The sequence below is a fragment of the Balneatrix alpica DSM 16621 genome (assembly GCF_000619885.1).
Classification (GTDB): Bacteria; Pseudomonadota; Gammaproteobacteria; order Pseudomonadales; family Balneatricaceae; genus Balneatrix; species Balneatrix alpica.
On record NZ_JHUZ01000006.1, the window covers coordinates 390735 to 417378 of the forward strand.

The window sequence follows — 26644 nt, forward strand, 5'->3', positions numbered from 1 at the left end:
AATGGATTAAAACCCCAGACTGGAAAAGTGCTGCGGCAGTGGGTGACGACTACTGTAATTGCCGTACTCAAAACGTAACGTCCCCGCTGCTTTTCCTCTTTCAAACGTCTCTACTCGAATTAGACGGCGTTGTTGGTCATAGACCAACACCATACTGTCCTGTTGTTGGGAAACCTTTAAGCTGGCACAGCCAGGTTCAGGGCAGCGTTGGTGTTCTAGCTTGACTCCTTCTTTCTTCAACTTTTGTGATGCTGCTCCTGAGCTATTCAGGGCCCGCTGCAATTGAGTTAAGCGTTGCCAGCTAAATTTTTCGGTAAAAGCCAGCGGCGTTTGAAAAGGGTTAAAGCCTGTTTCTGTTTCCGTTGGTGCTGCCGGGGAAGCGATCTCGAAGCCTTTAAAAAGGGTGGGAGGGAAAGATTTATTTTTCTTCTTTTGGGCGCCCCAGAGCCTAGAAAAACTGGTTAAGTCAAGACGAATCCAACCTTCCTGAGGGTCTTTGACATAGATGTACGGCTCTTGTAACAGCATGATGTCTTGGCCACTGACAAATTCCGTGAGCTTACGCTGCTGGTCATAAATCATTTGACTGCCATCTTCGGTGGTCATGCGGATGCCACAGGCTTGAGATTGGACGTTGAGTTCAAAAACCTTCTTTTCGTAGTTGCGTCCCTGGCTCTGCCAGCGTAGATAGACCGACACTTTCCCGGTGCGGGTGGCAATTAGCTCACCGTTATCCAATTGACGGCCAGGTTTGGGTAGCAGGCGTAGTTGCTGGCGAGGTTGTTCGGGGAGGGGATGGCCGTCCGCTAGGAGTTCAAGCTGAAAGGGTTGATTAACTTGAATGCAGCTGGGTAGCAAGGCACTGACAGGCTGGATCTCCGTACGGAGTTGATAGGCTTGTTCACGGCTGTTGGCTGCCCGTTGTTGATTGACGTTAGTGACCCGACTAAACAGCTCAATACTGGAAGGGGCGGGGGGTAACCAAGCAAAGTACGGACTATCTGGTGGTAGAACCTGTTGAGCTACCACCAGGCGCAAGTCTGGGCTGACTGGGCCTGTTAATTGTTGAGTCAGTAACCAGAGTGAGGAGGTGTTTTGTGGAGGCACAGAGGCGGAGAGGTTGAAGCGTTGTAAGTGTGGATTGGTGGCAACAGGGGCAACTTGATGCTGAGTTATAAATACCTGTCCCTGGTTATCGGCAAGGCTATGTTCTTGTTTGCCTCGTTGTTGTGCCTCAGTGGAAAACCACTGCAATGATTGCAGTTGCTTGGCCACGAATTGTGGGTAGTACTCCCCTAAACTTTGTTGCTTTTGTTCGCGCAGGATGCTGTCTAGCCAGTCCAATCCATTGGCCCCGTCCTGGTAACGTCCGATGGTGTTATGTTGGGCGAGCCAGGCCAGACTACGGCCTGGACTCAAATAGCGATCAAGGTGATAAAACCAATGGGCTCGTTGGTAAGAGGCACGGGTGTGATCACGCTGACGTGCGTAGAACTGGTCTATTTGCTCCGCTATCGGTACCTGATTGCTCTGTGGGTCTAGCTCAGGGTGGGTGAGTCGCACATCATCGCTAATGTGCAGTTTAGCCGCACGGGGAAGATGCAGGGGCTGGTCATAGAGTGGTAACCAGTTCTCCAGCAGGGCGAGTGCCCGGGCTTGGTTTGTTCCTAGTAAGTATTCAGCGAGGGTGATACCAGCCAGGGTGGCAGTGGATTCACTGATCCACATGTAGTTGGGCTGGCGTAACACCTCAGTATTAGCCGTAGAATACGCGGCCTGTTGCACACTGTGGAACAGCTCGTGACCGATATAGGTCAGAGCGATAGCGAGATCATCGCTACTTTGTCCCAGTATATTGGTCGTGCTTTCTAGACTGGGCGCCGCAATCTGTTGCAAGCCGAAGACCATTTGTTGTTCGCCGGGTAGGTAGGCTGCTGCTGCAGTGGCTGAGCCTGTATGCAGTGTTAACGCCTTAGCGTCACAGTAGTAGCGGAACTGTTGGCGTGGCTTTAGGGCAGGGCTCGGGAAGTTCAGCGACTGTAAATGCGCTGACATTTTACCGAGGTATTGGCTGAGTAATTGCTCATGGGGTTGGTGTAAACGTTGCAGCTCCTGTAGCGATAGCTGACTTCGTTGCAGCGGTGTCAATTGCAGGCAGTGAGAGAGGCGTTGTTCGTTGAGTGTGAGTGCGGAACTCCATTGCAGCTGAGACCAGCCATAAACCTGTGAGGACAGGCTTAAGAGCAGCAAGAGTCTGCTTATCTGGGTGGCTGTCATTAGAAGGCCTGCAATGCAGCAAAGTCGAGTTGGCGGAAATAAGCACTTTTTTCTTCCGCACTCGCATCCCCTTCAATCTGTATCAAAAAGCGGTTTGCTATCAGGGTTTGCAGACTGCCTTCTTCATCCATGATCACTTTGTGCCCTTCGATGCGGCTGAGCTTGCCCATGCTGGCAAGCATGCCGGGATTGTTAAATGCCATGGCAAGGGAGGTGTTCATGACGGAGTCGGCAATGATGCGAACAATGACACTCTGGCCATTTTGATGCTGATAATACGCTTCGGTTTGCAGACCGCCTCCCATCATGCTGAGCATGGCGCTGCTATCACTGCTTTCCAGTGAGCGACTCCAGTCTGGCAGGGCTTCCGGTAAGGCGGTGGCCAAGGCATTGCCCCTCTGCTGGGAGAGCAGGGCCAAACCATATTCCAGGGCCTCTTTGGCTTCCTGAATATTGCCTGCCTGATAAGCACTTTTAGCGGCCTCCAGACTATTAAGGACTTCGTCTTGCCCATAACTGCTGAGACTGAGCAGCAGTGCAGTGGTCAGAAAGGAGATCTTGACCGGTAGCCGCAATGTAAAAAGCGAGGGCCTGAACATACTGTACTCCTCTGGTTTATGACGTGTGATTGCGTAGGTGCCAAAAGTTATTGATCTGGCTGGCGCTGGATAACGACCTCTGCCTTGATTGTGTTATCCGCACTGCTGAGTACGCCGAGGTAGCTGTCCTGCCCCAGTGCTTGCAGGCTGTGGATGCTAAAACGCTGTTGTGCATCCTCCGTGGGGTTAAAGTGAAATACTGGCCCCCGCGGTGTTAGGTTGGCACGAATGTCTGTGCCACTTTGGCCATGCCAGAAATTAGGATTTTCGGTAGCGTGCAGGTTGTTGAGTGAGTTAAGCAGCTGATCAAAACCGCTAAAGAGGGTGTAGTCGCCGTGCGCTTCGCTGGCTTGTTGATCCTGTAGCAGTGCCACTTTGAGTACAGGAGTGTTGTCCACATTATGGAGGGCAATGCGCCAGTTGGCTTGCAAAGGCCCCGCAGGTGTTAGCTGGCTGGACTCTTGACCTGGATCTTCCCCCGCGAGCGGACTTTTGCCATTGGCCATACTCATTAAAGTATCGGCTAGTGCCTGTGGGTTGTGCAGATTGTTTTGCGCAGCGCCAAGTAAAGCATTGATCGCGTTTTGTACTTCGGCCGGTTGGTCGCTGATGTTACGGCGTACCTGATTGACGATGTCGGGGCCATTAGCAGATGTATGGATTTGGCGGCGCCATTTAAGGGTGGTACGTACCATTTCATAGGCTGCCAGGGCTTCCAACTCGTTGCTATGGCGCATGCAAATTTGCCCTAAACTGCCCGCCTCTCGACAGGGACCATCGCTCTCTAACCATTGATGAGGCCCTAGGGCGATAAGGTAATCAGGTTGGCTGGCGTGATAGATATTGAGATGGGGCGGTAGGCTTTGCCCGGCGGCTTGGGCCCCACTGGTGTAAGGAGTCATGGTGGGTTGCTCCGCCCACCAGCCAACCGGCAAAGCAAAGGCGAGGCCGGTGGTAGGATCGTTGATGAGACAGGGAGCGGGTCCTTCACATTGGTAAGCCGCATCTGTAGGCCAAGTTGGCTTGAGGGGCGACTCTGTTTGAATGCTGGTCTGGGTCTGGGTCTGGGTCTGGGTCTGGGTCTGGGTCTGGGTCTGGGTCTGGGTCTGGGTCTGGGTCTGGGTCTGGGTCTGGGTCTGGGGCGCCAAGCCTGATTGAGTTGGTCTATTGCCTTTAGTCTCATCATCGCTAGCGCCGACCTGAATCGGCAATCGGGCTTTCTCCACGATTTCCCCGTTGGCGTTATAGCCGCGATAGACCAGCTCATATTGACCAGGTTGGCTAGGAGCGAGGAGGGGGTTAGCAGCACTGATTTCACCCAAATAGATGGATGATTGGATTTCCTGTTCACCCTGCCACACGCCTATCTGGTCGTACCACAGTTGACTGCCGCGGCTACTGACAGGGATGGCCTGTCCTGGTGCGACGAGGGCAGGAGCTTGCAGGCTGACGGCAGGGTTGAGCTGCGCATCCAACAACATTTCATCCAGTACATCGCCGTTAGCACTGGCCAAGCGTAATAGGTAGCGTCCGGGACCGGGTAGGTTAATGCTTTCCATTACTTGGCCTTTTTTACCCTCTACAGTGAAATAGGTAATTTGTTCGCCGCCGTCGGCTGGGAAGAGCAGCAAACTCAAGGCAGAGGCGTGGGTCTCTTGCCCTTCAGCCAACACATTCAATGGAATGGCCAGGGTTTCATCGTGGGCGGCATAGGGACCCTGGTTGCTCAACTTGGCCACGGGTAAGTCGGGAACCAAGGTGACGACTACATCCTGTGCCTTGGCTTGCAGGCTAAAGTGTTGTTGTCCTTTGCCAGCTTGCGCTTGCAGATAAGCGGTATAGTCGCCAGCGGTTAACTCCAGGGGAAAGGGCTGATAGCGGGCTTCATTAGTGAGGCGTTGGCGCAGTATTTCTTCCCCTGAACCCTGTCGTACCACCCGCCATTCATAGCTGTCTGGCATGCTACCAGGGTAAGAAAAAATCAGTCGAACCCCCTGCAGGTTGGTCGGTACGGGGGTGCTTGTACGTGCCAGCGCATCGGCTAACTCGGCACCTGTTTGTGGGCGTAGCAATAAACCACCAGTTTGTTCGGCAATACAAGCCAGGCCTTGGGCTTCATTTTCACTTAGGCCAAAACCCACTACATGAGCGCGAATCCGAATACCACTGGCAGCCAGCTCCGCTGCGACTGTGCAAGGATCAACATCACAGGTTTCTAGCCCATCGGTGATGAGAATAATGTCGGCTTCTTCTGCGGTGGTGGGAATCTGGGCGCTGGCGAGTTTAAGGGATTGGCCCAGCGGAGTTTTCCCTCTGGGATTGATTTGTTGGAGAAGCTGAATCAGAGGCGCTGGAGGTTGTGGCCCGACTGAGCTGAGGACTTCGATATCCTGACAGTCACCCCGGCGGTTATGACCGTAGGCGATGATGCCAAGCGGTTGGTCGGCATCTCGGGATTGGAGGTAACCGCTCATCACCTCTCGCGCCACTTCAATTTTGCTCCGTCCATCCTGTAGCTGTCCCCACATGGAGCCGGAGGCATCCAGGATCAACACACTGGCTTGATCTGCCCCAGCGTGGGAGAGGCTGCTCCCAAGGAGCGATAGTAGTGTCGCGATACAGGGCAGCAGACGAAATACCTTGGCAGGGCACACAGCATTCTCCTTTATCACGCTTGATTTAAGGTCAAGAGTAGGGAGCAAGCGTCTGGTTTGTCTTGGGGAGAATGGCAGTACTTTATGGGGAAAACGGCACAGGGTTTAGGTAAAGGCCTGAGCTCTTACTTCCTTAGGCGTTAATCCATACAAGCGTTTGAAGCGTGCGTTAAACCAGGAGAGGTCTCCAAAGCCAGCGTCCAGCGCAAGTTGACCAATACTTTGCCGACGTCTTGTCGGATCACAGAGTAAACGATAGGCCAGAGCCAGACGGCGACTGGCAACATAGTCACCAAAAGAGGTGTCGGCATCGGCGAAGAGGGCACGTATATAGCGGGGGGATAATCCATGACGCGCGGCAATCCAATTGGCATTGAGTTCTGGATGGGTGAGGTGGCGCTCGATATCGGCCTTGATAGCCTGTAAACGGGCGGCTTTGACGCCTCGTCCGGCGGCAATCTCACAGGCTTCTTGGGTACTGCCTAGTGCCATGAGAGCCAGATCATGGATATGAGTCATGCAGGTGAGTGCCTGCTCTTTGCTCAGATAGGGCAATTCTTCTTGTAAATGACGGGCATAGTTGAACAGCATGCGCCATTGCGGAGTGAGGGGAGTGGTGCGGCGTAGTAGTGCATTAATACCAGGTACGGCGGCATTTAGAAGTGAACGGGGGATGGACAGATAAAAGGCTTCAGTTTGTTCACCATGAAAGCGTACCTTGCCTGCTACTTCATTTGGGTCGAGATAGACCAGTCCAGGTTTAAGTTCCCAGGCCTCTCCGCCACTTTGCTGCATGGCATAGCCACCTTGTAATGGTAGATGGAACATCAGGTTGTCATCGGAGTCGGCTGCCAACTGACGGGTGCGCAGGGCAAGCGATGAGGAGTGTTGTCCTTGGCCGAGGATGAGCTCAGGCAACACACTGATCTGGGTTTTGGAGGCAAAGGAGGTTGAGTCGGCTGGAATAAACTTAAGTTTGCAGATATTGGCGACTACTTCTTGGAAAGCTTCGACGCGTCGATGGCTATCAAATTCTTCTGAGGCGATGGATAAAATCGGAAACATAACGGCTGTACCTGCAAGCGAACCCAATAGGGTTAATAAATGCATACAGCTGAATATGGCCTAGTAAGGCATCTTTAGATATCCAGGCGATCTCAGCAAATCGAAGCAAGTTTAGCCAAAGTTATCGGAGAGGGAAGTAGAAAACTGACGCCGATACTGCTGCGGGCTGATTCCCAGGCTTTGCTGGAAGTGATGGCGCAGATTAAGCGCGGAGCCAAAGCCACAATGCTGGGCGATCTGCTCAAGGTTGGCATCGCTGGTTTCCAGCCAGGCCTGCGCCTGCTGCAGGCGCTGGCGGGTGAGCCAGGCTTGTGGGCTTAAGCCGGTGAGTTGGCGCATGTGGCGATCAAAACTGCGGCGTGACATACAGGCCATCTCACAGAGTTGCTCCACGCGGATTGGCTGTTGCAGGTTTGCCTGGGCCCATTCCAGGCAGGTATGCAGCGGATGCTCGCGTCTTGGCAGTGTTGGCGCGGGGATAAACTGCGCTTGGCCGCCATCACGCTGGGCCGGTAGTACCAGGCGTTTGGCGACGCTATTGGCGATATCGGCGCCGAAGTCGCGGCGAATCAAGGCCAGACCTAAATCCAAACCGGCGGCACTGCCCGCCGAGCAACCCAATTGTTCATCCAGCACATACAGTGATTCTGCCTGCAGCTCCACTTGGGGGAAGCGCTGGCGGAAGGCATCGGCATAACGCCAGTGGGTGCAGGCGCGCCGGCCATCCAGCAGACCACAGCCCGCCAGCAGAAAAGCCCCTGAGCAGAAGCTCAGGATGCGCCCGCCTCGCGCCACCAGGCTCCTCATCGCGCTTTGCAGGGATGGTGGCGGCGCTTCGTCACGGCTATGCCAGCCGGGAATGATCAGGGTGTCGAAGGCAGAAAAGTCCTGCACCTGCTCAGTCAGGATCTGGATGCCGCCGGTTGCCGCCAGAGGGCCGGGCTCCAGGCTGACAATGCGGGTCTGGTACCAATTGGGGATTTCCGGGCGCGGTAGGGCAAACAGCTCCACCGCACAGCCAAATTCAAAGGTGCATAAGTCGGGGTAGGCCAGAATGGCGACCTGCCTCATGCCTGCGTGCCTTGGTTAAGCCTGGGTTGGGTCTCGCTTTCAAGTGCCGGCTCGGCTTCGCTTTGAATCAGGTGCAGGGTACGGGTGGGGAAGGCCACTTCAGCGCCAGCCTGGGCAATGATGTCGAGGATATGCAGTAGCACCTCCTGCTTGATCTGATGGAAGCGTGCCCAGTCGGTGGTATGGGTGAAGCAGTAAATAAAGAAGTCGAGCGAAGAGGGGCCACAGGCATTGAAGTTGACCATCAGGGTTTGGCGTTGGTCAATTTCGCTGTGCTGACGCAGGTAGGCCTCCACCTCGGTGACAATCTGGCGCACCTTGCCGGCATCGTCATAGCGCACCCCCAGGGTTTCATACAGGCGGCGATGACTCATGCGCGAAGGGTTCTCCACCGCAATGGTGGTAAAGGTGGAGTTGGGCACATAGAGCGGGCGTTTATCGAAGGTGCGGATACGGGTCTGGCGCCAGCCAATATGTTCCACCACCCCTTCGATGGATTTATCCGGCGAGCGGATCCAGTCACCGACGGCAAAGGGACGATCGAGGTAAATCATCAGTCCACCGAAAAAGTTGGAGAGCAGATCCTTGGCGGCAAAACCCACGGCAATCCCGCCGATGCCGCCAAAGGCCAGCACGCCAGAGATGCTGTAACCCAGGCTCTGCAGAATCACCAGGGCGCCGGTAATCACAATGGAGGCGCGCAACAGATTGCTGATCGCGGCAACAGTGGTGCGATCCATCGGCTGCTTCATCTTGTCGGGGGAGACCAGAATCGTCTCGGCGCCTTTGACAAAACGCAGTAAAAACCAGGTGAGTAGGACGATCACGCCGATTTCGCGCAGGCTATCGACCCAGCCGAGCAGAATGGAATCGGTCTGGCGTTCGGCAATCTCCGCCGCCCAGGACAATCCCAGTAACCAGATGAAAAAGCCCAGTGGTCGCCGTGCCGCCTCCAGCAGGGTGTCATCCCAGAGATTACGGGTTTTTTCCAGCTGAATAGCCAAGCGACCGAGCAGGCGCAATACCAGCATATTGGCTGCCAGGGTCACAAACACCACGATAAATACCTGGGCAATCCAGTGCATGCTCTGTTCAGCCAGACCAAGCCAGGCGGCAACTTGAGGCCAGGACATCCTTCGTTCTCCCTTAGTGTGCTAGGGCTTCAAGGGTAGGGAAATCTGCTCGTCATGCAAGCCTCAGCGGGGCGGCTTAGCCTAAAACACTGTGGCGATACTGTGGATGCTGGTTAAACCAGTCGAGGAGTATCTGCTTAAACACTTGGATTTTGCGCGGCAAGGGTTGCTGGTAGGCGTGCAGAATCGCCAGTGAATGGGTGAGCACATCGTAATCGGCCAGCACCTGGATCAGGCGCCCCTGGTTGATGGCCTGCTCGACCAGATAATAAGGCAGGCTGGCGATACCAGCTTCACTCAAGGATTGGCTCAGGTGCAGGCTACTGGTGTATTGATTGATCGCTAAATTGCCCTGCACTTGCACCGTGACGCTGGCGAGTACGCTTTGCCTGGCGCGGGGCACTAGCTGCCAGCGGTTCCAGGCGGGTTGGTGACTATTGAGGATGCAGTTGTGGCTAAGCAGGTGCTCGGGGTGGCGAGGCAGAGGGTGACGCTCGGCATAGGTCGGGCTGGTGACCAGGATATTACGCATCCAGCCTAGCGGGTGGGCGACGACATCGTCCGGCCACTGGGCGCTGGCACGGATGGCAATATCCTGATCGCCATTGCTGAGCTTAAAGTTTTGATTGGTCAGATTGAGTTCCAGCTGTACCTGTGGACACTGCTGGCGGAAGCGTTCGATTACCCAAGGCAAGAGGTGTTCACCGAGGGAGAGAGGGCAGGTGAAGCGCAGTAAGCCGCTTTCACCCTGTTGCAGGGCGCTGAGCTGCAAGGCGGCCTGACGTTTGAGGTCGTTGATTTGCTGCGCGTAGTGATACAGGCGCTGCCCGGCTTCGGTCAGGGTGACAACACGGGTGGTGCGGTGCAGCAGTTGGCAGCCCAGTTGTTTCTCCAGGGCGCGTACCTGGCGGCTGACCAAACCCTTGGATACCTGCAAAAAATCGGCGGCGGCGCTAAAGCCACCCTGACTCACCACATGATAGAAAGCGTCCAGATAGATGGGGTTCATCGGTTTACCGGGTAGTGGTAGAACAGGCTATCAACGGCCATGCGCGGGAAGCTGGCTGGTAACTGCTGGGGGTCAATTAAGGTAAACCCCTGCTTGTGGTAAAAACGCTGCGCCGCGTGGAATTGAGCGGTGGTTCCCAGATAGAGATCCCGTAGTGACTGTTGCTGTGCCCACTGCAGGAGTTGCTGCAGCAGGCGATTGGCGACACCCCACTGGCTGCCGCGATAGGGGGTGGCGACAAACATCTTGCGTAACGCCGCCTGCCCTTGACCGATATCGAGTAAACCGACACAGCCCACCAGTTGTTGCTGGTGTAGGGCCAGCCAAAAATTACCGCAGCCCTGCTGATAAAAGCCGGCAATATCCGTTAGGTCGGGTTGCCTGGCGAGGTCGATATCCAGGCCGAACTCCTGTTGCTGAATCGGCAGGATCAGGTCAATCACTTCCTGTTGCCGCTCTGCCTGAAAAACCTGCAGTTGGATCATACTGCTGCCTGAATGATGGGGGTGTTGCTCAGTATAGGTTGTATTGGGTTTTATAAGTAAACAATAGGTTGTTTTTATGCGCTTTTTAGCCGGATGTGTTGCGCCTATTCTGCTCCCTGTCGAAACAATGATATGAGGAACAGACAATGCGTATTCTTCTGGTAGGTGGTCAAGGAACCCTGGGACAAGCGATTAAAGCCGAGTTTGCTGCACAGCATGAGGTGATCGTCGCGGGACGTAACAGTGGTGATCTGCAACTGGATATGACGGACTCGTCCAGCATTGCGGCTGCACTGAGTAAACTGGGACGCTTCGATGCCCTGGTAATAGCTGCGGGAGAGGTGGCCTTTAAGCCCTTGATGCAGTTGAACCAAGAGGACTGGCAACTGGGGTTGGGCTCCAAGCTGATGGGGCAGGTGCAATTAGCGTTGGCGGCGGTGGAGTTTCTCAATCCTGGCAGCTCTATCACCCTGACTTCTGGGATCTTGAGTCAGGACTTTATTGCCGGTGGCACCCAGGCCACCATGGTGAACAGCGCGGTGGAAGGTTTTGTGCGGGCTGCGGCGACTGAACTGCCCAAAGGGATTCGCATCAATGTGGTGAGCCCAGGCTTACTGGAGGAGTCGGTCGAGGCATTTGGGGACTTCTTCCCTGGCTTTATTCCGGTACCGGCGGCCAAAGTTGCCCAGGCGTTTAAGCGCTCAGTGTTAGGGGTGATGACAGGACAGGTAGTGGTGGCTGTCTAGCGGACGTGCACAGGGGGCAGATGCCCCCTGCCATGCTCAGTTTGATCAGGTGCGTAAACGCGCTAATTCCAGATCTAATTGCTCCACTAATTTAGCCAGGGCAGCACTGCCGGCGCCATTACGTTGCGCCAGTTCGGCCAGTCCCTGCGCGGCATCCCCCAGCGCGACCAGATTGCGGTTGATTTCATCCCCGACCTGGCTTTGCTGGTGGGCCGCCGTGGCCACCTGGACGATATGCGAACGCATTAGCTCGCTGGAATTTACCACCTCCAGCAGTTTGCTGTAGGCACTATTGGTTTGCTCGACGGAGGTCTCGGCCCGGTTGACTGCCGTATCGATAATGCCTTGGGTGGAGCGCACCTCTTGCTGCAGGTGTTCAATCAGGTGGGTAATTTCATCGGTGGAGTGTCGGGTCTTGGAGGCCAGCGCTCTCACTTCATCCGCTACCACGGCAAAGCCCCGACCTTGCTCGCCGGCTCGGGCGGCCTCAATGGCGGCATTGAGGGCCAGTAGATTGGTTTGCTCGGCAATGCTGCGAATGACCTCGACAATATTGCTGATGTTGTCGCTGCGCTCAGCCACTCGGCTGATGGCCCGCTTAACCTCGTCCATATCAGTTGCCATGTGCTGCACATCACCTACGGCTTGCTCTAGGCGCTGGCGTGAGTCCTGTACATGCTGGCTGATGGCAGAGGTTTGCTGATTAGCCTCATTGGCAATATCCGCAACTTGCAGGGCGGTGGCCGTCATTTCATTCATGGCGGTCACCACCGAGTTCAGCTCCTGCTGCTGACTGGCCAGATGCTGACTGGTTTGGCTGGTGATCTCTTGGCTTTGTTGGGCACGCTGGTGGACGTCACGGCCAATTTGCTGCAGGCCGCGAATCAGGGTACGGAGTTTGGAAATAAACTGATTGAAGGCCTGGGACAGGTTAATCAGCTCGGCGTGGGTATCGATTTTGACTTCCTGGGTCAGGTCGCCATCGGCGGAGGCCAGATTATCAATGCGTTGGTTGAGCAGCGCCAGGGGACGCGTAATGGTTTTCAGCAGGATCGCCATCATCACTAAGCCCAGCGCCAGCACGATTAAACCAGCCAGTCCCGCCTGTTGACTGACCTGAGTCGTCGCACTGGCTAACTGGTCGGTAATGGCATTGGCTTGACCGAGCGCCAGATGTTGTGGCAACTGGATCAGCAGGCGCCAATGGGCTTGGGCAGCGGCGATCTCAATGGGAAAGAGCACCAGATAGTCCGTGTCGGTTTGCAGTTGTTGGCGCTGTTGCAGGGGGATGGCGGCAAGCTGGGTGGCCAGCTCGGCATCCGCCTCTTGCAGAGGGCGGCCGATTTTATCGCCGTAATGACTGCTGCCAATAATTAAACCAATACGGGACACCAGGGTGACTTTGGCCTGTCCCTGGTAGAGCTGTTGCGATAATTCTTCGGTGAGTTTCTGAAAGGTGGGCAGGTTGATATCCGCCCCAGCCAGGCCGCTAAATTGGCCGTTGCGCAGAATGGGGACGGTCAAACTGGTCATTAGCTCGGCATTGCCGGGGCTGATTTCATACAGGTAGGGTTCCATCAAGCAGGGTTTAAGCTGCTCTTTGGCGCACAGATACCACTCAGAATCACGAATACCAAACTCATTGATACTGGTGAGGTATTTGTCATCTGGATTAGCCGCATGCTGCTCCAGGCTGCCATCCTGATTGCGGGTGAAGTACAGCTCAAGCGTGCCTTGCGTACTGCTATGGCTGCTGCCGCCTTGGTGAGCTTGATCCTGGCCATCAAAACCATTGGGCTCAAACTGGGTGTAGATTGAGCTCAGCTGTGGGCTCTGGGCCAGCACACTACGATCCAGCCACTCCAGTTGTGCACGGCTGAGACCGTTATTCCCCGCTTGCTGGTGACCTTCAATCAAGGCGGCAAGGGTGAGGGGGATGCGATAAGCCTCGTTAATAAAACCAGCCACCCTGGCACCGTATTCCCCTGCCTGGGCGGAGAGCTGTGTCAGCACCGCCTCACCCAAAGCACGTTGGGTTTGTTCCTGCAGATGAGCCTGGGTCTGGCGCAGGTTATGCCAGGTCAGTCCAATAATCACGAAGGTGACCAGGACTAACAGGCTTGCCGTGGTCAGGTAAATTTTGCGGGCCAAGGGCTGTGACTTCATAACACCGACATCCTTATGCAAGACCCCTAATGAGTACAGGGCAGGCTAGCAGACTGCAAGATGATCGGCGGGGGCAGTTTTACCCTCTGTCGGCAAAGTTAAAGTGGAGGTCGCAAATAGGATGGGACTATTCCTCTAGGGGATAGTCAGGGTGGACATGGGCACGAATGGCTTGGTTCAGACGCTCCATCCAGACAGTTTCCAGTTGTTGGGTACACATCAGATAACGCTTTTCGCCACTTGGCATGTTGCTGAAATACACGAACTCGAACTCGCTGGGGCTGAGCTGTAAGCGATTAAGCAGCTCACTGGCTTCTTCTGGAGCAATGAAAAAGTAATCAATCCGGCCACTCTGCAGCTTGCGTAGCATCTGCTCATTACTGGTGGCGGTACTGTCGCGGGGTGGGTGCAGCTGCTCCATCAATTGATCTAAGAAATGGCCATAGGAATAACCATCACGCAGCCCCAGACGCAATGAACTGGCTAAGGCGGCTTCCACCCGCATATTAGGTTTGAGTTGGTCAGTATTGGCACGGGCCAAGGCAATTTGGGCTTGATCCTGATAGAGATAGAGGCTGAAGCGGGCAAAGCCTTCACGGCTGGGGTTTTTAAACCAGCCCAGGCCACAGGAGCAGTCTTGATTTTCTTTGATCTGTTCTAGCTGTCGTTTAGCCGGAGTCAGCGTCCACTGATAGGGAAGATGAGCGGCATTGAGCGCTTTTTGCAGGGGAGCCACCAGGATGCCCTGCATATCCCCCAATGGCCCACGAAATTGATAGGGGGGGCGTTCATGGTAGAGCAGGTTCAGGCGTTCACAGCTGGCGAATACCCATGTGGGTAGGAGCAGTCCCATGACTACAAGGAGTTTCATCCAGAGTCCTGGCTGGAGTCTGAAGAATATGCTGCGCTTTACTGCCATGGAGTCTATCCCGCCGAGCTTGGGTATAGCGCTATTGTGCAGTCAAAACAGGCAGAAACAAACCGCCCCCTGGCTGGGGGCGGTGGCGACAGGCTTAACCCTGCAGGTGTTTGTAGACTTCTTCCAGCTTGGCGCTGGCATCGCCGAAGAACATGCGGGTATTGTCACGATAGAACAGCGGGTTATCCACCCCGGCATAACCGGAGGCCATGCTGCGTTTCATCACGATAGTGGTGGCCCCGTGCCAAGGCTCCAGCACCGGCATACCGGCGATGGGGCTGTCTGGCACTTCCTGGGCGGCCGGGTTGACGATGTCATTGGCGCCAATCACCACGGAGACATCGACCTTGTCGAACTCCTCGTTGATTTCTTCCATCTCATAGACGATGTCATAGGGGACCCGTGCTTCCGCCAGTAGAACGTTCATGTGACCCGGCATCCGTCCTGCCACCGGGTGGATGGCAAAGCGGACATTAACGCCCTTGTCGCGCAGGCTTTTGGTGATCTGGAAGACCAGATGCTGGGCCTGGGCCACTGCCATGCCATAACCGGGGATGATGACCACGTTTTTGGCCTGGGTCAGCATGCTCGCCACTTCTTCCGCTTCAATCGGCTGGATGTCTTCGGCATTGCCAGCGGGGCCGGCACTGGCGCCACTGCCTGCATTGCTGGTGCTGCCAAAGCCGCCGGCGATCACGCTCAGGAACTTACGGTTCATCGCCCGACACATGATGTAGCTGAGGATGGCACCGGAGGAACCGACCAGGGCACCCACTACGATCAGCAGGTCATTGGCCAGCATAAAGCCGGTAGCAGCGGCTGCCCAACCGGAGTAGCTGTTGAGCATGGACACAACCACCGGCATATCCGCCCCGCCGATCGCCATCACCATGTGTACGCCAAAGGCCAGCGCCACCAGGGTCATAATCAGCAACGGCAGGGTGCCTGCGCCCTCGGCGGAGCCAGCAACAAAGCTGAACAGCATCCAAATGGCAATCAGCAGCAGGCCAAGGTTGAGCCAGTGGCGGGCAGGTAACAGCAGCGGCTTGCCACCGATCCGGGCGCTGAGTTTGAGATAAGCTACGATGGAGCCGGAGAAGGTCATGGCGCCGATCAGAATGCCCAGATAGGTCTCGACATCGTGAATGGTTTTCTCGGCGCCCTGGAGGTCATTGGCATGGCCGGCAAAGTTGGCGTAACCCACTAATACTGCGGCCAAGCCCACCAGGGAGTGGAGAATGGCCACCAGTTCCGGCATCTGCGTCATGGCGACTTTTTTCGCCAGCTGCAGGCCGATCACGGCACCGATCACCAACCCGGCGATCAAAACAAAATAGTTGTCGCTGACAATCCCCATCACGGTGGCGAGCAGGGCGATGCCCATCCCGGCCATGCCGTAATAGTTGCCGCGTCGTGCGCTTTCCTGGTGGCTTAAGCCCCCCAGGGAGAGGATAAAGAGTACAGTCGCTCCCAGATAAGCGACGTTGACCAAACTTTGTGACATGGGTTTACCCCTTATTTTCGCAGTGAACTGCGCTTTGCATTGGTTTGCTTACCTTACTTACGGAACATCGCCAGCATGCGCTGGGTCACCGCGAATCCACCAAAAATATTGATGCTGGTAATCAACACCGCGACCGCGGAGAGGAAGATCACCCAGCCCGAGGGCGAGGAAATCTGTACCAGAGCACCGATAATGATGATGCTACTGATGGCGTTGGTGACGCTCATCAGCGGGGTATGCAAAGAGGGAGTCACATTCCAGATCACCATGTAGCCGACAAAGCAGGCCAGCACGAATACGGTGAAGTGGCTCATAAAGGAAGGCGGCGCAGTGAAGCCGATGGCGGCAAACGCCAGCGCGCCGATCGCAAACCACAGGGGGTTGGTTTTACCCGGCTGCTTGCCGTGGCTGCTTTCCATCTTGGTGGGTTTGCTCTTGGGCTTGGGCGGTGCCGCCGACAGCTTGGGAGCAGGAGGGGGAAAAGTGATTTCACCGGCCTTGACCACGGTGGCGCCACGAATGACTTCATCCTCAAAGTTGATGGTCAGTTGGCCATCCTTGTTGGGGGTCATGTCATTCAGCAGATGACGCAGGTTAGTGGCGTACAGCTGACTGGCCTGGCTGGCCAGACGGCTGGGCAGGTTGGTATAGCCGATCAGGGTCACGCCATGTTTGCTGACGACTTTGTCGGCTTCGGTCAGTTTGCAGTTACCACCCTGCTCGGCGGCGAGATCGACGATCACACTGCCTTCCTTCATCGATTTGACCATCTCTTCGGTGATCAGCTCGGGGGCAGGTTTACCGGGAATCAGCGCGGTGGTAATGATGATATCGACCTCTTTGGCCTGTTCAGCAAACAGTGCCATCTCGGCTTCGATAAACTCTTTTGACATGGTCTTGGCGTAACCGCCAGAGCCTGAGCCATCTTCCTCGAAGTCGAGCATGAGGAATTCGGCGTCCATACTCTCGACCTGCTCTTTCACCTCAGGGCGGGTATCGAAGGCGCGGACGATGGCGCCCATGGACTTGGCGGTACCAATAGCGGACAGCCCCGCAACCCCGGCACCTATCACCAGTACCTTGGCAGGGGGGATCTTACCGGCAGCGGTAATTTGTCCGGTAAAGAAGCGACCAAAATGCTGGGCGGCTTCCACGACGGCACGGTAGCCGGCGATATTGGCCATGGAGCTGAGGGCATCCATTTTCTGGGCGCGGGAAATACGCGGCACCATCTCCATCGCCAGGGCATTCACTTCCAGCTCAGCCAGTTTTTGCAGCTGCTCTGGATTCTGTGCCGGGGCCATAAAGGAGACCAGAGTCTGGCCGGCCTTGAGCAGGTCGTTCTCATGCACACCCAGCACAGGGTGCTGCTGAGGAGCCCGCACTTTGAGAATAATGTCGGCGTTGGCCCAGAGGGCGGTAACATCCTGGACAATTTCGACACCAGCGGCGGCGTAGTCTTCATCCAGGTAGCGCGCTGCCAATCCGGCACCGCTTTCAATGGCAACGCTATAACCCAGCTTTTGTAGCTGGAGCGCGACCTCGGGGGTGGTCGCCACCCGGTTTTCACCGGGAAAGACTTCCTTGGGTACGGCAATTTTCATGGTTTAAGCTCCCCGCACTGCAGCCTCTAGGGCTGGGGATCCATGCGCGGGTGCAGGCCAGGAAACTCCTGGTGACCAATGTCCCTTTGCCGGGCACCCATCAGCACAGACTCCGGGTCAGTGCATCTCTCTCACAGGTTTGGAAAAAGTAGGGATATCGCCAGGGCCTGAGGGGACCGGGCGGAACACCGAGCAATAGCGCTGCCGTAGGCGATGAAAGCGCCGGCGGGCAAACGTGACTGAGCGGTATCCGTTTCCCTATAACTTACCCAGCGCCAATACGACGCAGGGATCGAGTTGTGGATCGGTGGGTTCTAGTTTGAGTAAGGCTTGTATCATCCGTGGCTCCCAGAATTTTCTGATGTGCCCGGCTACCTTCTCTGCCCTTTTATCGTTGTCTTGTTCATAACCGAGATTGCGCGCAATCTGGTTAGCCATTTTGATGAGATATTCAGGATTCATGGCTATCTCTCTGGCATGGGCAGTTTCCACAACTGGCCCGATGCTACCTTGGTCGAGGATTCATCACAATAGGTCGGAGGACCCATTTCTGTTGCGTTGCAGCATAGGGAGGGCGTCCACCCAAGTCTTTTTCACCTGGGTGGACGCACGGCTCTAGGCGCTCGGTTGAGCCTGGGCCAGCAGCTCCCGTTGCTGCTGATCCCGTTGCTGGAAACGCTCCTGCCACTTGGACACTTCTGTGACCTTTTCCACCTGTACCGCGGTGACCTTGTATTCCGGGCAGTTGGTGGCCCAGTCCGAGTTATCGGTGGTGATCACGTTGGCACCGGACAGGGGGTGGTGGAAGGTGGTATACACCACTCCCGGCTGCATGCGGGTAGACACCTTGGCGCGTAGCACGGTTTGCCCGGCGCGGCTGCTGATGCCAACCCAGTCTCCGTCATTAATGCCGCGCTCTTCGGCATCATGGGGGTGCAGCTCCAGGATATCTTCTGCATGCCAGGCCTGGTTAGCGGTGCGGCGGGTTTGGGCGCCAACGTTGTACTGGCTGAGAATGCGTCCGGTCGTTAAGAGTAAGGGATAGCGGCCATTGACCCTTTCATCGCTGGCGACAAATTCGGTCGGTACAAACTGGCCTTTGCCAATCACAAAACCCTCTTCATGCATCACCGGGGTGCCCTCGGGATGCTCGCCATTGCAGGGCCACTGGATGCTGCCCAGTTCGTCCAGGCGGGCATAGCTGACGCCGGTAAAGGTGGGAGTCAGGCGGGCAATCTCATCCATGATTTCGCTCGGGTGCTGATAAGGCATGGCATAGCCCAGGGCTTCGGCCAGCCCCTGAGTCACCTGCCAGTCCTCTTTGCCGGCCAAGGGTGGCATCACCTTGCGCACCCGGGAAATACGGCGCTCGGCATTGGTGAAGGTGCCGTTCTTCTCCAGGAAGGATGCTCCTGGCAGGAAGACATGGGCAAACTTGGCGGTCTCATTGAGGAAAATATCCTGCACGATCAGGCATTCCAGTGCCCCCAGTGCGGCTTCCACATGTTGGGTGTTGGGATCGGACTGGGCGATATCTTCACCCTGGCAGTACAGCGCTTTGAAACTGCCTGCGGTGGCGGCCTCAAACATATTGGGGATACGCAGTCCCGGCTGGTCCGACAGGGAAGCCTGCCAGGCTTGCTCAAACAGCTGACGCACGCTGGTATCGCTGACATGGCGATAGCCCGGCAGCTCATGGGGGAAGGAGCCCATGTCGCAGGAGCCTTGCACGTTATTCTGGCCGCGCAGCGGGTTGACCCCGACGCCAGGGCGACCAAAGTTGCCGGTCAGCATCGCCAGGTTGGCAATGCCCATCACCATGGTGGAACCCTGGCTATGTTCGGTCACTCCCAGGCCGTAATAGATGGCGCCATTGCCGCCACTGGCATAGAGGCGGGCAGCGGCCCGCAGCTCGGCGGCGGGGATGCCGGTAATGGCCTCGCTGGCTTCCGGGCTATGGCGTGGATCACGGATAAAGTCATACCACTGTTGATAGGCTTCGCTATCGCAACGGCTGTGGATAAAGTCGCGGTTTTCCAACCCTTCACTGACGATGCAGTGCGCCATCGCATTGATGAAGGCGACATTGGTGCCGGGGCGCAGTTGCAGATGGTGATCGGCGCGGTAATGGGGGCCTTTGAGCAAGTCGATCTGGCGTGGGTCCACCACGATCAGGCGGGCTCCCTGACGCAGGCGCTTTTTCAAGCGTGAGCCAAATACCGGGTGGGCATCGGTGGGGTTGGCGCCAATCACCATCACCACATCGCTGTGTTCGATGGAGTCAAAATCCTGGGTACCGGCGGATTCGCCGAGGGTCATCTTCAGGCCGTAGCCGGTGGGGGAGTGGCACACCCGCGCACAGGTATCGACGTTGTTGGTACCGAGGGCGGCGCGCACCAGCTTCTGCACCAGATAGGTTTCTTCGTTGGTGCAGCGGGAGGAGGTAATCGCCCCCACCGCATCTTTGCCGTACTTGGCTTGCACCTGACGAATACGCCCGGCGGCAAACTGGAAAGCCTCTTCCCAGCTGACCTGGCGCCAGGGCTGGTCGATCTGCTCACGGATCATCGGCTGGCGGATGCGATCCTGATGGGTGGCGTAGCCAAAGGCAAAACGGCCTTTGACGCAGGCATGGCCACGGTTGGCTTTGCCGTCTTTGTAGGGGGTCATATTGACCACCTGATTGCCCTTCATCTCAGCCTTGAAGCTGCAGCCGACACCACAGTATGCACAGGTGGTGAGCACGCTGTGATCCGGCTGGCCCAGTTCGATAATGCTGTTTTCACTGAGGGTGGCGGTGGGGCAGGCCTGTACACAGGCACCACAGGACACACACTCGGAGTCCATAAAGGCTTGTTTGGCACCGGCACTGATCTGGGAGTCGAAGCCACGGCCATCGATGCTCAGGGCAAAGGTGCCCTGCACCTCACCGCAGGCACGTACGCAGCGGGAGCAGAGGATGCACTTGCTGGGATCAAAGGTGAAATAGGGGTTGGACTGATCTTTGGGCAGATCCAGATGGTTTTTACCGCTCAGGCCATAGCGCACTTCGCGCAGGCCGACCACGCCGACCATGTCCTGCAGTTCACAGTTACCGTTACTGGGGCAGGTCAGGCAGTCGAGGGGGTGATCGGAGATATACAGCTCCATCACGTTTTTGCGCAGTTTATTCAGCGCTGGGGTTTCGCTGCGTACCACCATGCCTTCACTGACCGGGGTGGTGCAGGAGGCGGGATAACCGCGGCGGCCTTCAATTTCCACCAGGCAGACCCGGCAGGAGCCAAAGGCATCCAGGCTGTCGGTGGCGCAGAGTTTGGGGATATTGACCCCAGCCAGGGCGGCGGCACGCATCACCGAGGTGCCTTCAGGCACGCTAATCGGCTGGCCGTCGATTTCCACACTCACCATCAGGGTAGCGCGACTGGCGGGGGTGCCGAGGTCACGCTCTTGTTTGGGATCGTAGTAGCCAATCATCAGTGTTGCCCTCCTGCATGGGGCGGCTGCTGTGGTTGCTGCAGCTCAGCGGGAAAGTATTTAACAATGCTCTTCACCGGGTAGGGGGCCATGCCCCCCAGGGCGCAGAGTGAGGCTTGTTCGAGGGTGTCACAGAGATCCTGCAGCAGGTGGAGGTTGGCCTCGGTCTGCTCACCCTGGCGGATTTTGCCCAGCACCTCTTGGGCGCGGGTCGAGCCAATACGGCAGGGGGTGCACTTGCCGCAGGACTCCAGCGCACAGAATTCCATGGCAAAGGCGGCCAGCTTGCCCATGTCGGCCTGCTCATCAAACACCACCAGGCCACCGTGGCCGACCATGCCGCCAATGGCGGCCAGGGCTTCATAGTCCAGCGGAGTATCGAAATGTTCGGGTGGAATATAGGCCCCCAGCGGGCCGCCAATCTGCACCGCCTTGATTGGCCGACCGGAGGCGCTGCCGCCGCCAAAGTCATAGAGAATCTCACGCAGGGTGATGCCGAAGGCGACCTCGACCAAGCCACCCTGCTTGATGTTGCCCGCCAGTTGCAGCGGCATGGTGCCGCGTGAACGACCCATGCCGAAGTCGCGGTAATACTCGCCACCCTGACTCAGAATCAGCGGGATACAGGCCAGACTGATGACGTTATTAACCACTGTCGGCAGGCCAAACAGCCCTTGAATCGCCGGCAGAGGCGGTTTGGCGCGCACCATGCCACGCTTGCCCTCCAGGCTTTCCAGCAGGGCGGTTTCTTCGCCACAGATGTAGGCACCGGCGGCCAGACGCACCTGTAACTTGAAGCTATGGGCGCTGCCGCCAATCTGTGCACCGAGATAACCGGCCTGTTCAGCGCGGGCGATGGCTTCATTCAGCACTTGATGGGCATGGGGGTATTCGGCGCGCAAATAGATATAACCCCGGCTTGCCCCCACCGCTAAACCGGCAATCACCATGCCTTCAATCAGTTGGTAGGGGTTGTCTTCCATTACCAAACGGTCGGAGAAGGTGCCGGAGTCACCCTCATCGGCGTTACAGACGATAAATTTTTGCCCTGCGCCAAAGTCCGGGTGCTGGGGAGCCTGGGCATCCAGCACGGTCTGCCATTTAATCCCGGTGGGGAAGGCGGCACCGCCGCGACCGCGCAGGCCGGAGGTTTTGACTTCATCGACAATCTGCTGCGGGCTGAGGCTGAGGGCGCGTTCCAGACCGGCCCAGCCGCCATGGGCGCGGTAGGCTTCCAGGTCGAGGGGATGGTAGTGACCCAGGTTGGCAAAGGTAAGGCGTTGTTGCCGTTGCAGGTAGGGATGTTCCTCCACCACGCCAATGCACAGTGGATGCTCGGCACCTTGTAACAGTCCAGCGGCGAGCAATTCGGGTAGTTCTTCAACCGTGACAGGGCCATAGCCGACCCGGCCGCGGGGGGTGTCGACTTCCAATAGCGGTTCCAGCCACAGCATGCCACGGGTGGAGGTGCGCTTGAGTTCGATCTGGCCACCCAGTTGGCTGTAGAGGGCCTCGGCCAGTTCTTCGGCACCGACGGATTGGGCACAGCTGTCACAGGAGAGGTACAGGGTAATCATGGCTGTTCCTCCTGCAATTTACTGAGCAGCGTGCTGGCTTTGCTGGCCGTCATGCGGCCATGGATGGCGTTGTCGACCCGCACATTGGGGGAGCAGGCGCAGTTGCCCAGGCAATAGACCGGCTCCAGGCTGATGCTGCCATCGGCACTGGTCTGGTGATAGTCGATATTGAGGGCGCTCTTGATCTGCTGTTCCAGCGCCTCGCTGCCCATCGCCTGACAGGCTTCTGCCCGGCAAATGTAGAGCACATGCTTGCCCGCCGGCTGACGGCGGAAATGATGATAAAAACTGATGACGCCATGGACTTCGGCACGGGACAGGGCCAGCTCCCCCGCCAGCACCTCGGCACTGCACTCGGGCACATAGCCAAAGGCATCCTGCACCGCATGGAGGATGGGCAACAGGGCGCCGGGCTCCTGTTTAAGCTCGGCCGCCAGGGCGCGAATACGGGCCTCGGTGGCAGTCTCGAGCGGGGCGAGAGGGATCTGTGCGGCCATCTGTGGTTCTCTTTCGCTAGCTAATCTTGGCGTGGGAGTCGGCTCCCGCGCTCGTTTGTTATCGGTTGTTAGCCCAGGGCGGCGTGATACACCCGGGGGCCGGCCTGGGCCGGAATATGGATCAGGTTTAAACCATAACGCCGGGCCTGATCCACCGCCAAGCTGGTCGGCGCGGACAGGCTGATCAGGGTCGTAAATCCAGCGCGAATCGCTTTTTGCACCAGTTCCAGGCTGCAGCGGCTGGTCAGGATCAGGCAGCCGGATGGCTGTGGCTGGCCAGTCTGTAACAGGGTGCCGATCAATTTATCCAGGGCATTGTGGCGGCCAATATCTTCCCGGCTGGCCTGAATCTGCCCGCTGGCATCCATCCACAAGGCGGCATGCACCGCACCGCAGTGCTGGCCCAGAGGTTGCCAGTGGGGCAGGGAGGCACGTAAACCCTGCAAATGTTCAATCGGGGGAAGGGCAGCAGGGCTTAAAGCAGGCAAGGGCGCCAAGGCCGCATCCAGTGCCTCAATGCCACACAGACCACAGCCAGAGCGGCCACTGAGTTGGCGCCGACGTTGCTTGAGGGCAAACAGGCGACGGCTACTGAGTGTGATTTCCGCCTGCCAGCCGCCCTGGGTGGCGCTGAGTTCGAGGTCATAGATGTCATTGATGGACTCGATGATACCTTCACTAAAACTGAAGCCGAGGACAAAATCCTCCAGGTGTTGCGGGCTGACCAGCATCACCGCCTGATTAATGCCGTTGTAACTGAGGGCCAGCGCGGCTTCGCCAGCCAAATCAGCCTCGGCGCACTGGTGGCGGTCGAGGCTACTGTAGCCATAACTGCTGCTGGCTTGCGGCAACTCGGCATCAGGTTCTGCTTGATAGGCTCGCTGCATGATCTTGGCTTTATTCTGAGCGGCTGAGATAGCTGACAGCCTAGGCCTTGTTGGTCGACAGGTCTAATTGGCAGTGACGATAGCTTGATAGAGCTTATTGATGATGGGGGGAAGCAGCCTCTTTCTGGCGGTCGGCGCCAGCTCTTGAAGGTGCTCAGTCTGTCCTTATCTGTTCTATAGAGCGGAAAAAACTGAGGACAGGGCAATGCGACAGCCGTTGTCACAACAAGGTTGGCGTCAGCAACAATGGCGTAATCAGCTGTTTAGTTGGGGCTATCTATTGGCCTTGGCGGGATCGTTATGGCTGGCGTTGGCGCTGTTGCTGGGGAGTTGGGGCACTTGGCTATGGTTAGGGTTAGTGCTGGGTTTGCTGTGGCTGCCGCTGCAACCCGGTTGGGTGTTGCGTCTGCACCGGGCCCAGGCATTGCACTATAACCAGGCACCGCAGCTGTACTGGTTGCTGGAGCAGCTGTGTCAGCGAGCGGAGTTAGCGTCAATACCACGTTTATATTGGTTGCCGAGTCAGGAGCCCAATGCTTTCACCCTGGGACAGGGGCGGCAGACAGCGATTGCGCTTAGTGAAGGCTTACTCAGACGGCTCAATAGTCGCCAGTTGCAGGGGGTGCTGGCCCATGAGTTGGCCCATGTGCGCCAGGGTGACTGGCGCTTATTGGCTTGGGCCGATGGCATTAGTCGGCTGTTACGTGGGTTGTCATTATTGGGGCAGCTGGGCCTTATCCTTGCCCTGCCGTTTTGGTTATTGGGGCAGGTGCAGATTAGTTGGGGAGGCATGTTGTTATTAGTGCTGTTGCCCTGGTTGAGTACCCTGTTACAACTGGCCCTCTCCCGTACCCGTGAATTTAGTGCGGATATGGAGGCGGCGCGTCTGAGTGGAGATCCTGAGGGGCTGGCGCAGGCGCTGGAGGCCTTGCACTGGCAGCCGGGTTGGTGGCAACGCCTGTTGATTCCCGCCAAGGCTGAAGCAGGCTCCGCCTGGCTGCGTACCCATCCCCCTACCCCTGAGCGGATTAAACGTTTGCGAGCGTTGTTGCCGCCTCCGTCCCGTCGTCCGTTATGGCAGGATTTGCCACTGGCTTGGCGTAGTCCTTATACATTACCGCTCCGGCGTTGGCCTCCCTGGCTTTGATCCAGCGTTATCACCATCACGTATAGCAGTGGCAGCTATGGCTTGAGGGCTACAGGCCCGTTGGTCCACCTTGTCACCCGGCTGCGGTACTGTGACTTGTCCTGGCGTGGGCTTGATTTGGCCTTTATTGCAATTGCCTCTATTGCCAGGGCGATAAAACTGACTATCTTGCTCGGGTATTGAGGTTGGCAAGACAGAGCCTTACTAGTTTCTTTAGTTATATTGGCCAGAGATTGCTTATGCCTCTGGCCGACATTTCAGGTTGGAGAGCGTTAAAAATGTCCCCGAAACAGACTTTCAGCTTGCAGCGCCTGCGTCAGGAAGGCGATGCAATTATGAGTGGGGTTCAGGCCTTTTTATGGGTGGTTAGCCTGCTGCTGGCCTCTTGGCATGACACCTGGAGTGAGGCCCTGCTGATCGGTGGGGCGACGTTGGTCACTGTGCTGGCATGTTGGCGTCTGATGCCAGGAGCGCGCATCACCCGCACCCTACAGGGGCTGGGTTTTATGGTGTTTGCTGCGCTCTTTATTCACCAAAGCCATGGCATGTTGGAGTTCCACTTCACCATCTTTGTCTTGTTGGCAGCCTTGCTCTACTACCGTGATTGGTTACCTTTGCTGGCCGCTGCGGCTTTGATTGCGGTGCATCACCTCGGCTTTAACTACCTGCAGCAGGCGGACTGGGGGGTATATGTTTTTGAGCAGCGCACTGGCTTTCATATGGTGTTGTTGCATGCCTCCTTTGTGGTGTTTGAAACCCTGTTGCTGGTGTACATGGCCCGTCGGGCAGAGCAGGAAGGCATGCAGGCGGAAGAGTTGAGCGGCATGATGTCGCATCTGACGGTGGAGCAGGGGCGGATTGATCTGCGCCCATTGCCCAGTGCTTCACGTACCCCACTGGGGCAGCGTCTGCAGCAGTATCGTCTGGCGGTGCAGGAGACCATTGGTGAAGCGAAGCATACCAGTGCGGAATTGGTGAGTCGGCTCGGCAATACCCATCAGCGTTTGCAACAGGTGACCCAGGCCAGCAGTGAACAGCGCCAGCAAACACATATACTGGCCCAGGCGATGGAGGAAATGACCACGGCCTTCCATGCCGTCACAGAGCATGCACAGCTGGCGGCGGAGGCCGCTAAGCAAGCCAACCAGGACTCCAAGCAGGGCAAGGGCATTCTGCAGCATACCCTCACTGATATGGCCAGCCTGAGCCAGAGTGTCAGGGCTTCGCAGGGGTTGATTGATGCGCTGGAGCAAAACAGCCAGAAGATTGGTCGGGTAGTGGAGCTGATCAGTGGCATCGCTGAGCAAACCAACCTGTTGGCGTTGAATGCGGCGATTGAGGCGGCGCGTGCCGGTGAGGCAGGCCGGGGTTTTGCGGTGGTGGCGGATGAGGTCCGCACACTGGCGAGTAACACCCAGCAGTCCACGGCGGAAATTAAGCAAAGCATCGCTCACCTGCAGGATTTGAGTAAACAAGCGGCTACGGCGATGGCGCAGAGTACTGAGCAGGCAGAGCAGGGGCGTGAGCAAATTGCTGAGGTGGCTAAGGTGCTGGAGGCGATTGTGGACGCGGTGAATCAAATCAGCAGCATGAATGTGCAGGTCGCGTCGACCACCCTGCAACAGCGTCAGGTGGCGGAGGATGTGAGCCACAATGTCAGTCGCATTAACAGTCTGGCGCAGGATGTTGGCACCAACCTGACGGAAGTCAGTGATGCCGCTCTGCATTTGAGTGAGCTGGGACAGCGTCTGGCCAAGCAGGTGGAGCGTTTCCAGATCTAAAATCAGACTTTATCCCATTGGCTTGCAAGGCAAGCGCAAGGATCATGAC

General features: G+C 56.9%; 20 protein-coding genes. 3 read left to right on the forward strand and 17 right to left on the reverse strand.

The features are described from left to right. Positions 1-6: 6 nt before the first annotated feature. From Q334_RS0102400 to Q334_RS0102435, 8 genes are all read right to left on the reverse strand, one after another. Complete coding sequence (locus tag Q334_RS0102400) at positions 7-2277, reverse strand: hypothetical protein (protein WP_027311810.1); 2271 nt, start codon at positions 2275-2277, stop codon at positions 7-9. Next, positions 2277-2876 (reverse strand): hypothetical protein, encoded by a 600-nt coding sequence (locus tag Q334_RS0102405; protein WP_027311811.1) that lies wholly within the window; start codon positions 2874-2876, stop codon positions 2277-2279. The genes Q334_RS0102400 and Q334_RS0102405 overlap by 1 nt, the downstream gene beginning before the upstream one ends. A 47-nt stretch (positions 2877-2923) precedes the next feature. Next, positions 2924-5530 carry a vWA domain-containing protein gene (locus Q334_RS0102410; RefSeq protein WP_027311812.1) on the reverse strand — a complete coding sequence of 869 codons (2607 nt, stop codon included), beginning with the start codon at positions 5528-5530 and terminating at the stop codon, positions 2924-2926. Between the two features lie 105 nt (positions 5531-5635). After that, positions 5636-6595: a helix-turn-helix transcriptional regulator gene (locus Q334_RS19780; RefSeq protein ID WP_051527457.1), complete on the reverse strand. Its 960-nt coding sequence runs from the start codon at positions 6593-6595 to the stop codon at positions 5636-5638. Positions 6596-6706: 111 nt separating this feature from the next. Continuing rightward, on the reverse strand, positions 6707-7666 hold the full coding sequence (locus Q334_RS0102420) for a helix-turn-helix domain-containing protein (protein WP_027311813.1): 960 nt from the start codon (positions 7664-7666) through the stop codon (positions 6707-6709). Beyond that, positions 7663-8799 carry a mechanosensitive ion channel family protein gene (locus Q334_RS0102425; protein ID WP_027311814.1) on the reverse strand — a complete coding sequence of 379 codons (1137 nt, stop codon included), beginning with the start codon at positions 8797-8799 and terminating at the stop codon, positions 7663-7665. The genes Q334_RS0102420 and Q334_RS0102425 overlap by 4 nt, the downstream gene beginning before the upstream one ends. Positions 8800-8875: 76 nt before the next feature. Continuing rightward, a complete protein-coding gene (locus Q334_RS0102430; RefSeq protein WP_027311815.1) occupies positions 8876-9808 on the reverse strand; it encodes a LysR family transcriptional regulator in 933 nt (310 codons plus the stop codon). Beyond that, positions 9805-10293 carry a GNAT family N-acetyltransferase gene (locus Q334_RS0102435; protein WP_027311816.1) on the reverse strand — a complete coding sequence of 163 codons (489 nt, stop codon included), beginning with the start codon at positions 10291-10293 and terminating at the stop codon, positions 9805-9807. The genes Q334_RS0102430 and Q334_RS0102435 overlap by 4 nt, the downstream gene beginning before the upstream one ends. Before the next feature lie 146 nt (positions 10294-10439). Here Q334_RS0102435 and Q334_RS0102440 point away from each other — a divergent pair, with 146 nt between their 5' ends. Further along, complete coding sequence (locus tag Q334_RS0102440; RefSeq protein ID WP_027311817.1) at positions 10440-11039, forward strand: short chain dehydrogenase; 600 nt, start codon at positions 10440-10442, stop codon at positions 11037-11039. 45 nt (positions 11040-11084) lie between these two features. Here the strand turns inward: Q334_RS0102440 and Q334_RS0102445 are convergent, their stop codons facing one another. From Q334_RS0102445 to fdhD, 9 genes are all read right to left on the reverse strand, one after another. Then, positions 11085-13205, reverse strand: a complete 2121-nt coding sequence (locus Q334_RS0102445; protein ID WP_027311818.1) for a methyl-accepting chemotaxis protein — start codon at positions 13203-13205, stop codon at positions 11085-11087. Positions 13206-13332: 127 nt separating this feature from the next. Continuing rightward, positions 13333-14076, reverse strand: coding sequence for a substrate-binding periplasmic protein (locus Q334_RS0102450; RefSeq protein ID WP_027311819.1), 744 nt, complete (start codon positions 14074-14076; stop codon positions 13333-13335). 142 nt (positions 14077-14218) lie between these two features. After that, positions 14219-15628: an NAD(P)(+) transhydrogenase (Re/Si-specific) subunit beta gene (locus Q334_RS0102455; protein WP_027311820.1), complete on the reverse strand. Its 1410-nt coding sequence runs from the start codon at positions 15626-15628 to the stop codon at positions 14219-14221. 53 nt (positions 15629-15681) lie between these two features. Then, positions 15682-17232, reverse strand: a complete 1551-nt coding sequence (locus Q334_RS0102460) for a Re/Si-specific NAD(P)(+) transhydrogenase subunit alpha (RefSeq protein ID WP_027311821.1) — start codon at positions 17230-17232, stop codon at positions 15682-15684. A gap of 258 nt (positions 17233-17490) precedes the next feature. Continuing rightward, entirely contained in the window at positions 17491-17694 is a 204-nt protein-coding gene (locus Q334_RS0102465) for a formate dehydrogenase subunit delta (RefSeq protein ID WP_027311822.1), read from the reverse strand. A gap of 153 nt (positions 17695-17847) precedes the next feature. Continuing rightward, a complete protein-coding gene (gene fdhF / locus Q334_RS0102470; protein ID WP_027311823.1) occupies positions 17848-20706 on the reverse strand; it encodes a formate dehydrogenase subunit alpha in 2859 nt (952 codons plus the stop codon). Continuing rightward, complete coding sequence (locus tag Q334_RS0102475) at positions 20706-22283, reverse strand: formate dehydrogenase beta subunit (protein ID WP_027311824.1); 1578 nt, start codon at positions 22281-22283, stop codon at positions 20706-20708. The genes fdhF and Q334_RS0102475 overlap by 1 nt, the downstream gene beginning before the upstream one ends. Further along, positions 22280-22780, reverse strand: a complete 501-nt coding sequence (locus Q334_RS0102480; RefSeq protein ID WP_035460538.1) for a formate dehydrogenase subunit gamma — start codon at positions 22778-22780, stop codon at positions 22280-22282. The genes Q334_RS0102475 and Q334_RS0102480 overlap by 4 nt, the downstream gene beginning before the upstream one ends. Positions 22781-22848: 68 nt before the next feature. Continuing rightward, positions 22849-23667 carry a formate dehydrogenase accessory sulfurtransferase FdhD gene (gene fdhD, locus Q334_RS0102485; protein ID WP_035460540.1) on the reverse strand — a complete coding sequence of 273 codons (819 nt, stop codon included), beginning with the start codon at positions 23665-23667 and terminating at the stop codon, positions 22849-22851. 205 nt (positions 23668-23872) lie between these two features. On the opposite strand from fdhD, the gene Q334_RS0102490 reads away from it, so the two are divergent. Together Q334_RS0102490 and Q334_RS17730 are read left to right on the forward strand one after the other, a co-directional pair. Continuing rightward, complete coding sequence (locus Q334_RS0102490; RefSeq protein WP_035460542.1) at positions 23873-24814, forward strand: zinc metalloprotease HtpX; 942 nt, start codon at positions 23873-23875, stop codon at positions 24812-24814. Positions 24815-25092: 278 nt separating this feature from the next. Continuing rightward, positions 25093-26595: a methyl-accepting chemotaxis protein gene (locus Q334_RS17730; RefSeq protein ID WP_035460543.1), complete on the forward strand. Its 1503-nt coding sequence runs from the start codon at positions 25093-25095 to the stop codon at positions 26593-26595. Positions 26596-26644 lie beyond the last annotated feature (49 nt).

Coding starts and splice junctions, on each gene's coding strand:
- Q334_RS19780 (WP_051527457.1), bottom strand. CDS start 6,595: ATGTTTCCGATTTTATCCATCGCCTCAGAAGAATTTGATAGCCATCGA.
- Q334_RS0102490 (WP_035460542.1), top strand. CDS start 23,873: ATGCGACAGCCGTTGTCACAACAAGGTTGGCGTCAGCAACAATGGCGT.
- Q334_RS0102400 (WP_027311810.1), bottom strand. CDS start 2,277: ATGACAGCCACCCAGATAAGCAGACTCTTGCTGCTCTTAAGCCTGTCC.
- Q334_RS0102475 (WP_027311824.1), bottom strand. CDS start 22,283: ATGATTACCCTGTACCTCTCCTGTGACAGCTGTGCCCAATCCGTCGGT.
- fdhF (WP_027311823.1), bottom strand. CDS start 20,706: ATGATTGGCTACTACGATCCCAAACAAGAGCGTGACCTCGGCACCCCC.
- Q334_RS0102460 (WP_027311821.1), bottom strand. CDS start 17,232: ATGAAAATTGCCGTACCCAAGGAAGTCTTTCCCGGTGAAAACCGGGTG.
- fdhD (WP_035460540.1), bottom strand. CDS start 23,667: ATGCAGCGAGCCTATCAAGCAGAACCTGATGCCGAGTTGCCGCAAGCC.
- Q334_RS0102440 (WP_027311817.1), top strand. CDS start 10,440: ATGCGTATTCTTCTGGTAGGTGGTCAAGGAACCCTGGGACAAGCGATT.
- Q334_RS17730 (WP_035460543.1), top strand. CDS start 25,093: ATGTCCCCGAAACAGACTTTCAGCTTGCAGCGCCTGCGTCAGGAAGGC.
- Q334_RS0102425 (WP_027311814.1), bottom strand. CDS start 8,799: ATGTCCTGGCCTCAAGTTGCCGCCTGGCTTGGTCTGGCTGAACAGAGC.
- Q334_RS0102455 (WP_027311820.1), bottom strand. CDS start 15,628: ATGTCACAAAGTTTGGTCAACGTCGCTTATCTGGGAGCGACTGTACTC.
- Q334_RS0102465 (WP_027311822.1), bottom strand. CDS start 17,694: ATGAATCCTGAATATCTCATCAAAATGGCTAACCAGATTGCGCGCAAT.
- Q334_RS0102405 (WP_027311811.1), bottom strand. CDS start 2,876: ATGTTCAGGCCCTCGCTTTTTACATTGCGGCTACCGGTCAAGATCTCC.
- Q334_RS0102450 (WP_027311819.1), bottom strand. CDS start 14,076: ATGAAACTCCTTGTAGTCATGGGACTGCTCCTACCCACATGGGTATTC.
- Q334_RS0102480 (WP_035460538.1), bottom strand. CDS start 22,780: ATGGCCGCACAGATCCCTCTCGCCCCGCTCGAGACTGCCACCGAGGCC.
- Q334_RS0102445 (WP_027311818.1), bottom strand. CDS start 13,205: ATGAAGTCACAGCCCTTGGCCCGCAAAATTTACCTGACCACGGCAAGC.
- Q334_RS0102420 (WP_027311813.1), bottom strand. CDS start 7,666: ATGAGGCAGGTCGCCATTCTGGCCTACCCCGACTTATGCACCTTTGAA.
- Q334_RS0102435 (WP_027311816.1), bottom strand. CDS start 10,293: ATGATCCAACTGCAGGTTTTTCAGGCAGAGCGGCAACAGGAAGTGATT.
- Q334_RS0102430 (WP_027311815.1), bottom strand. CDS start 9,808: ATGAACCCCATCTATCTGGACGCTTTCTATCATGTGGTGAGTCAGGGT.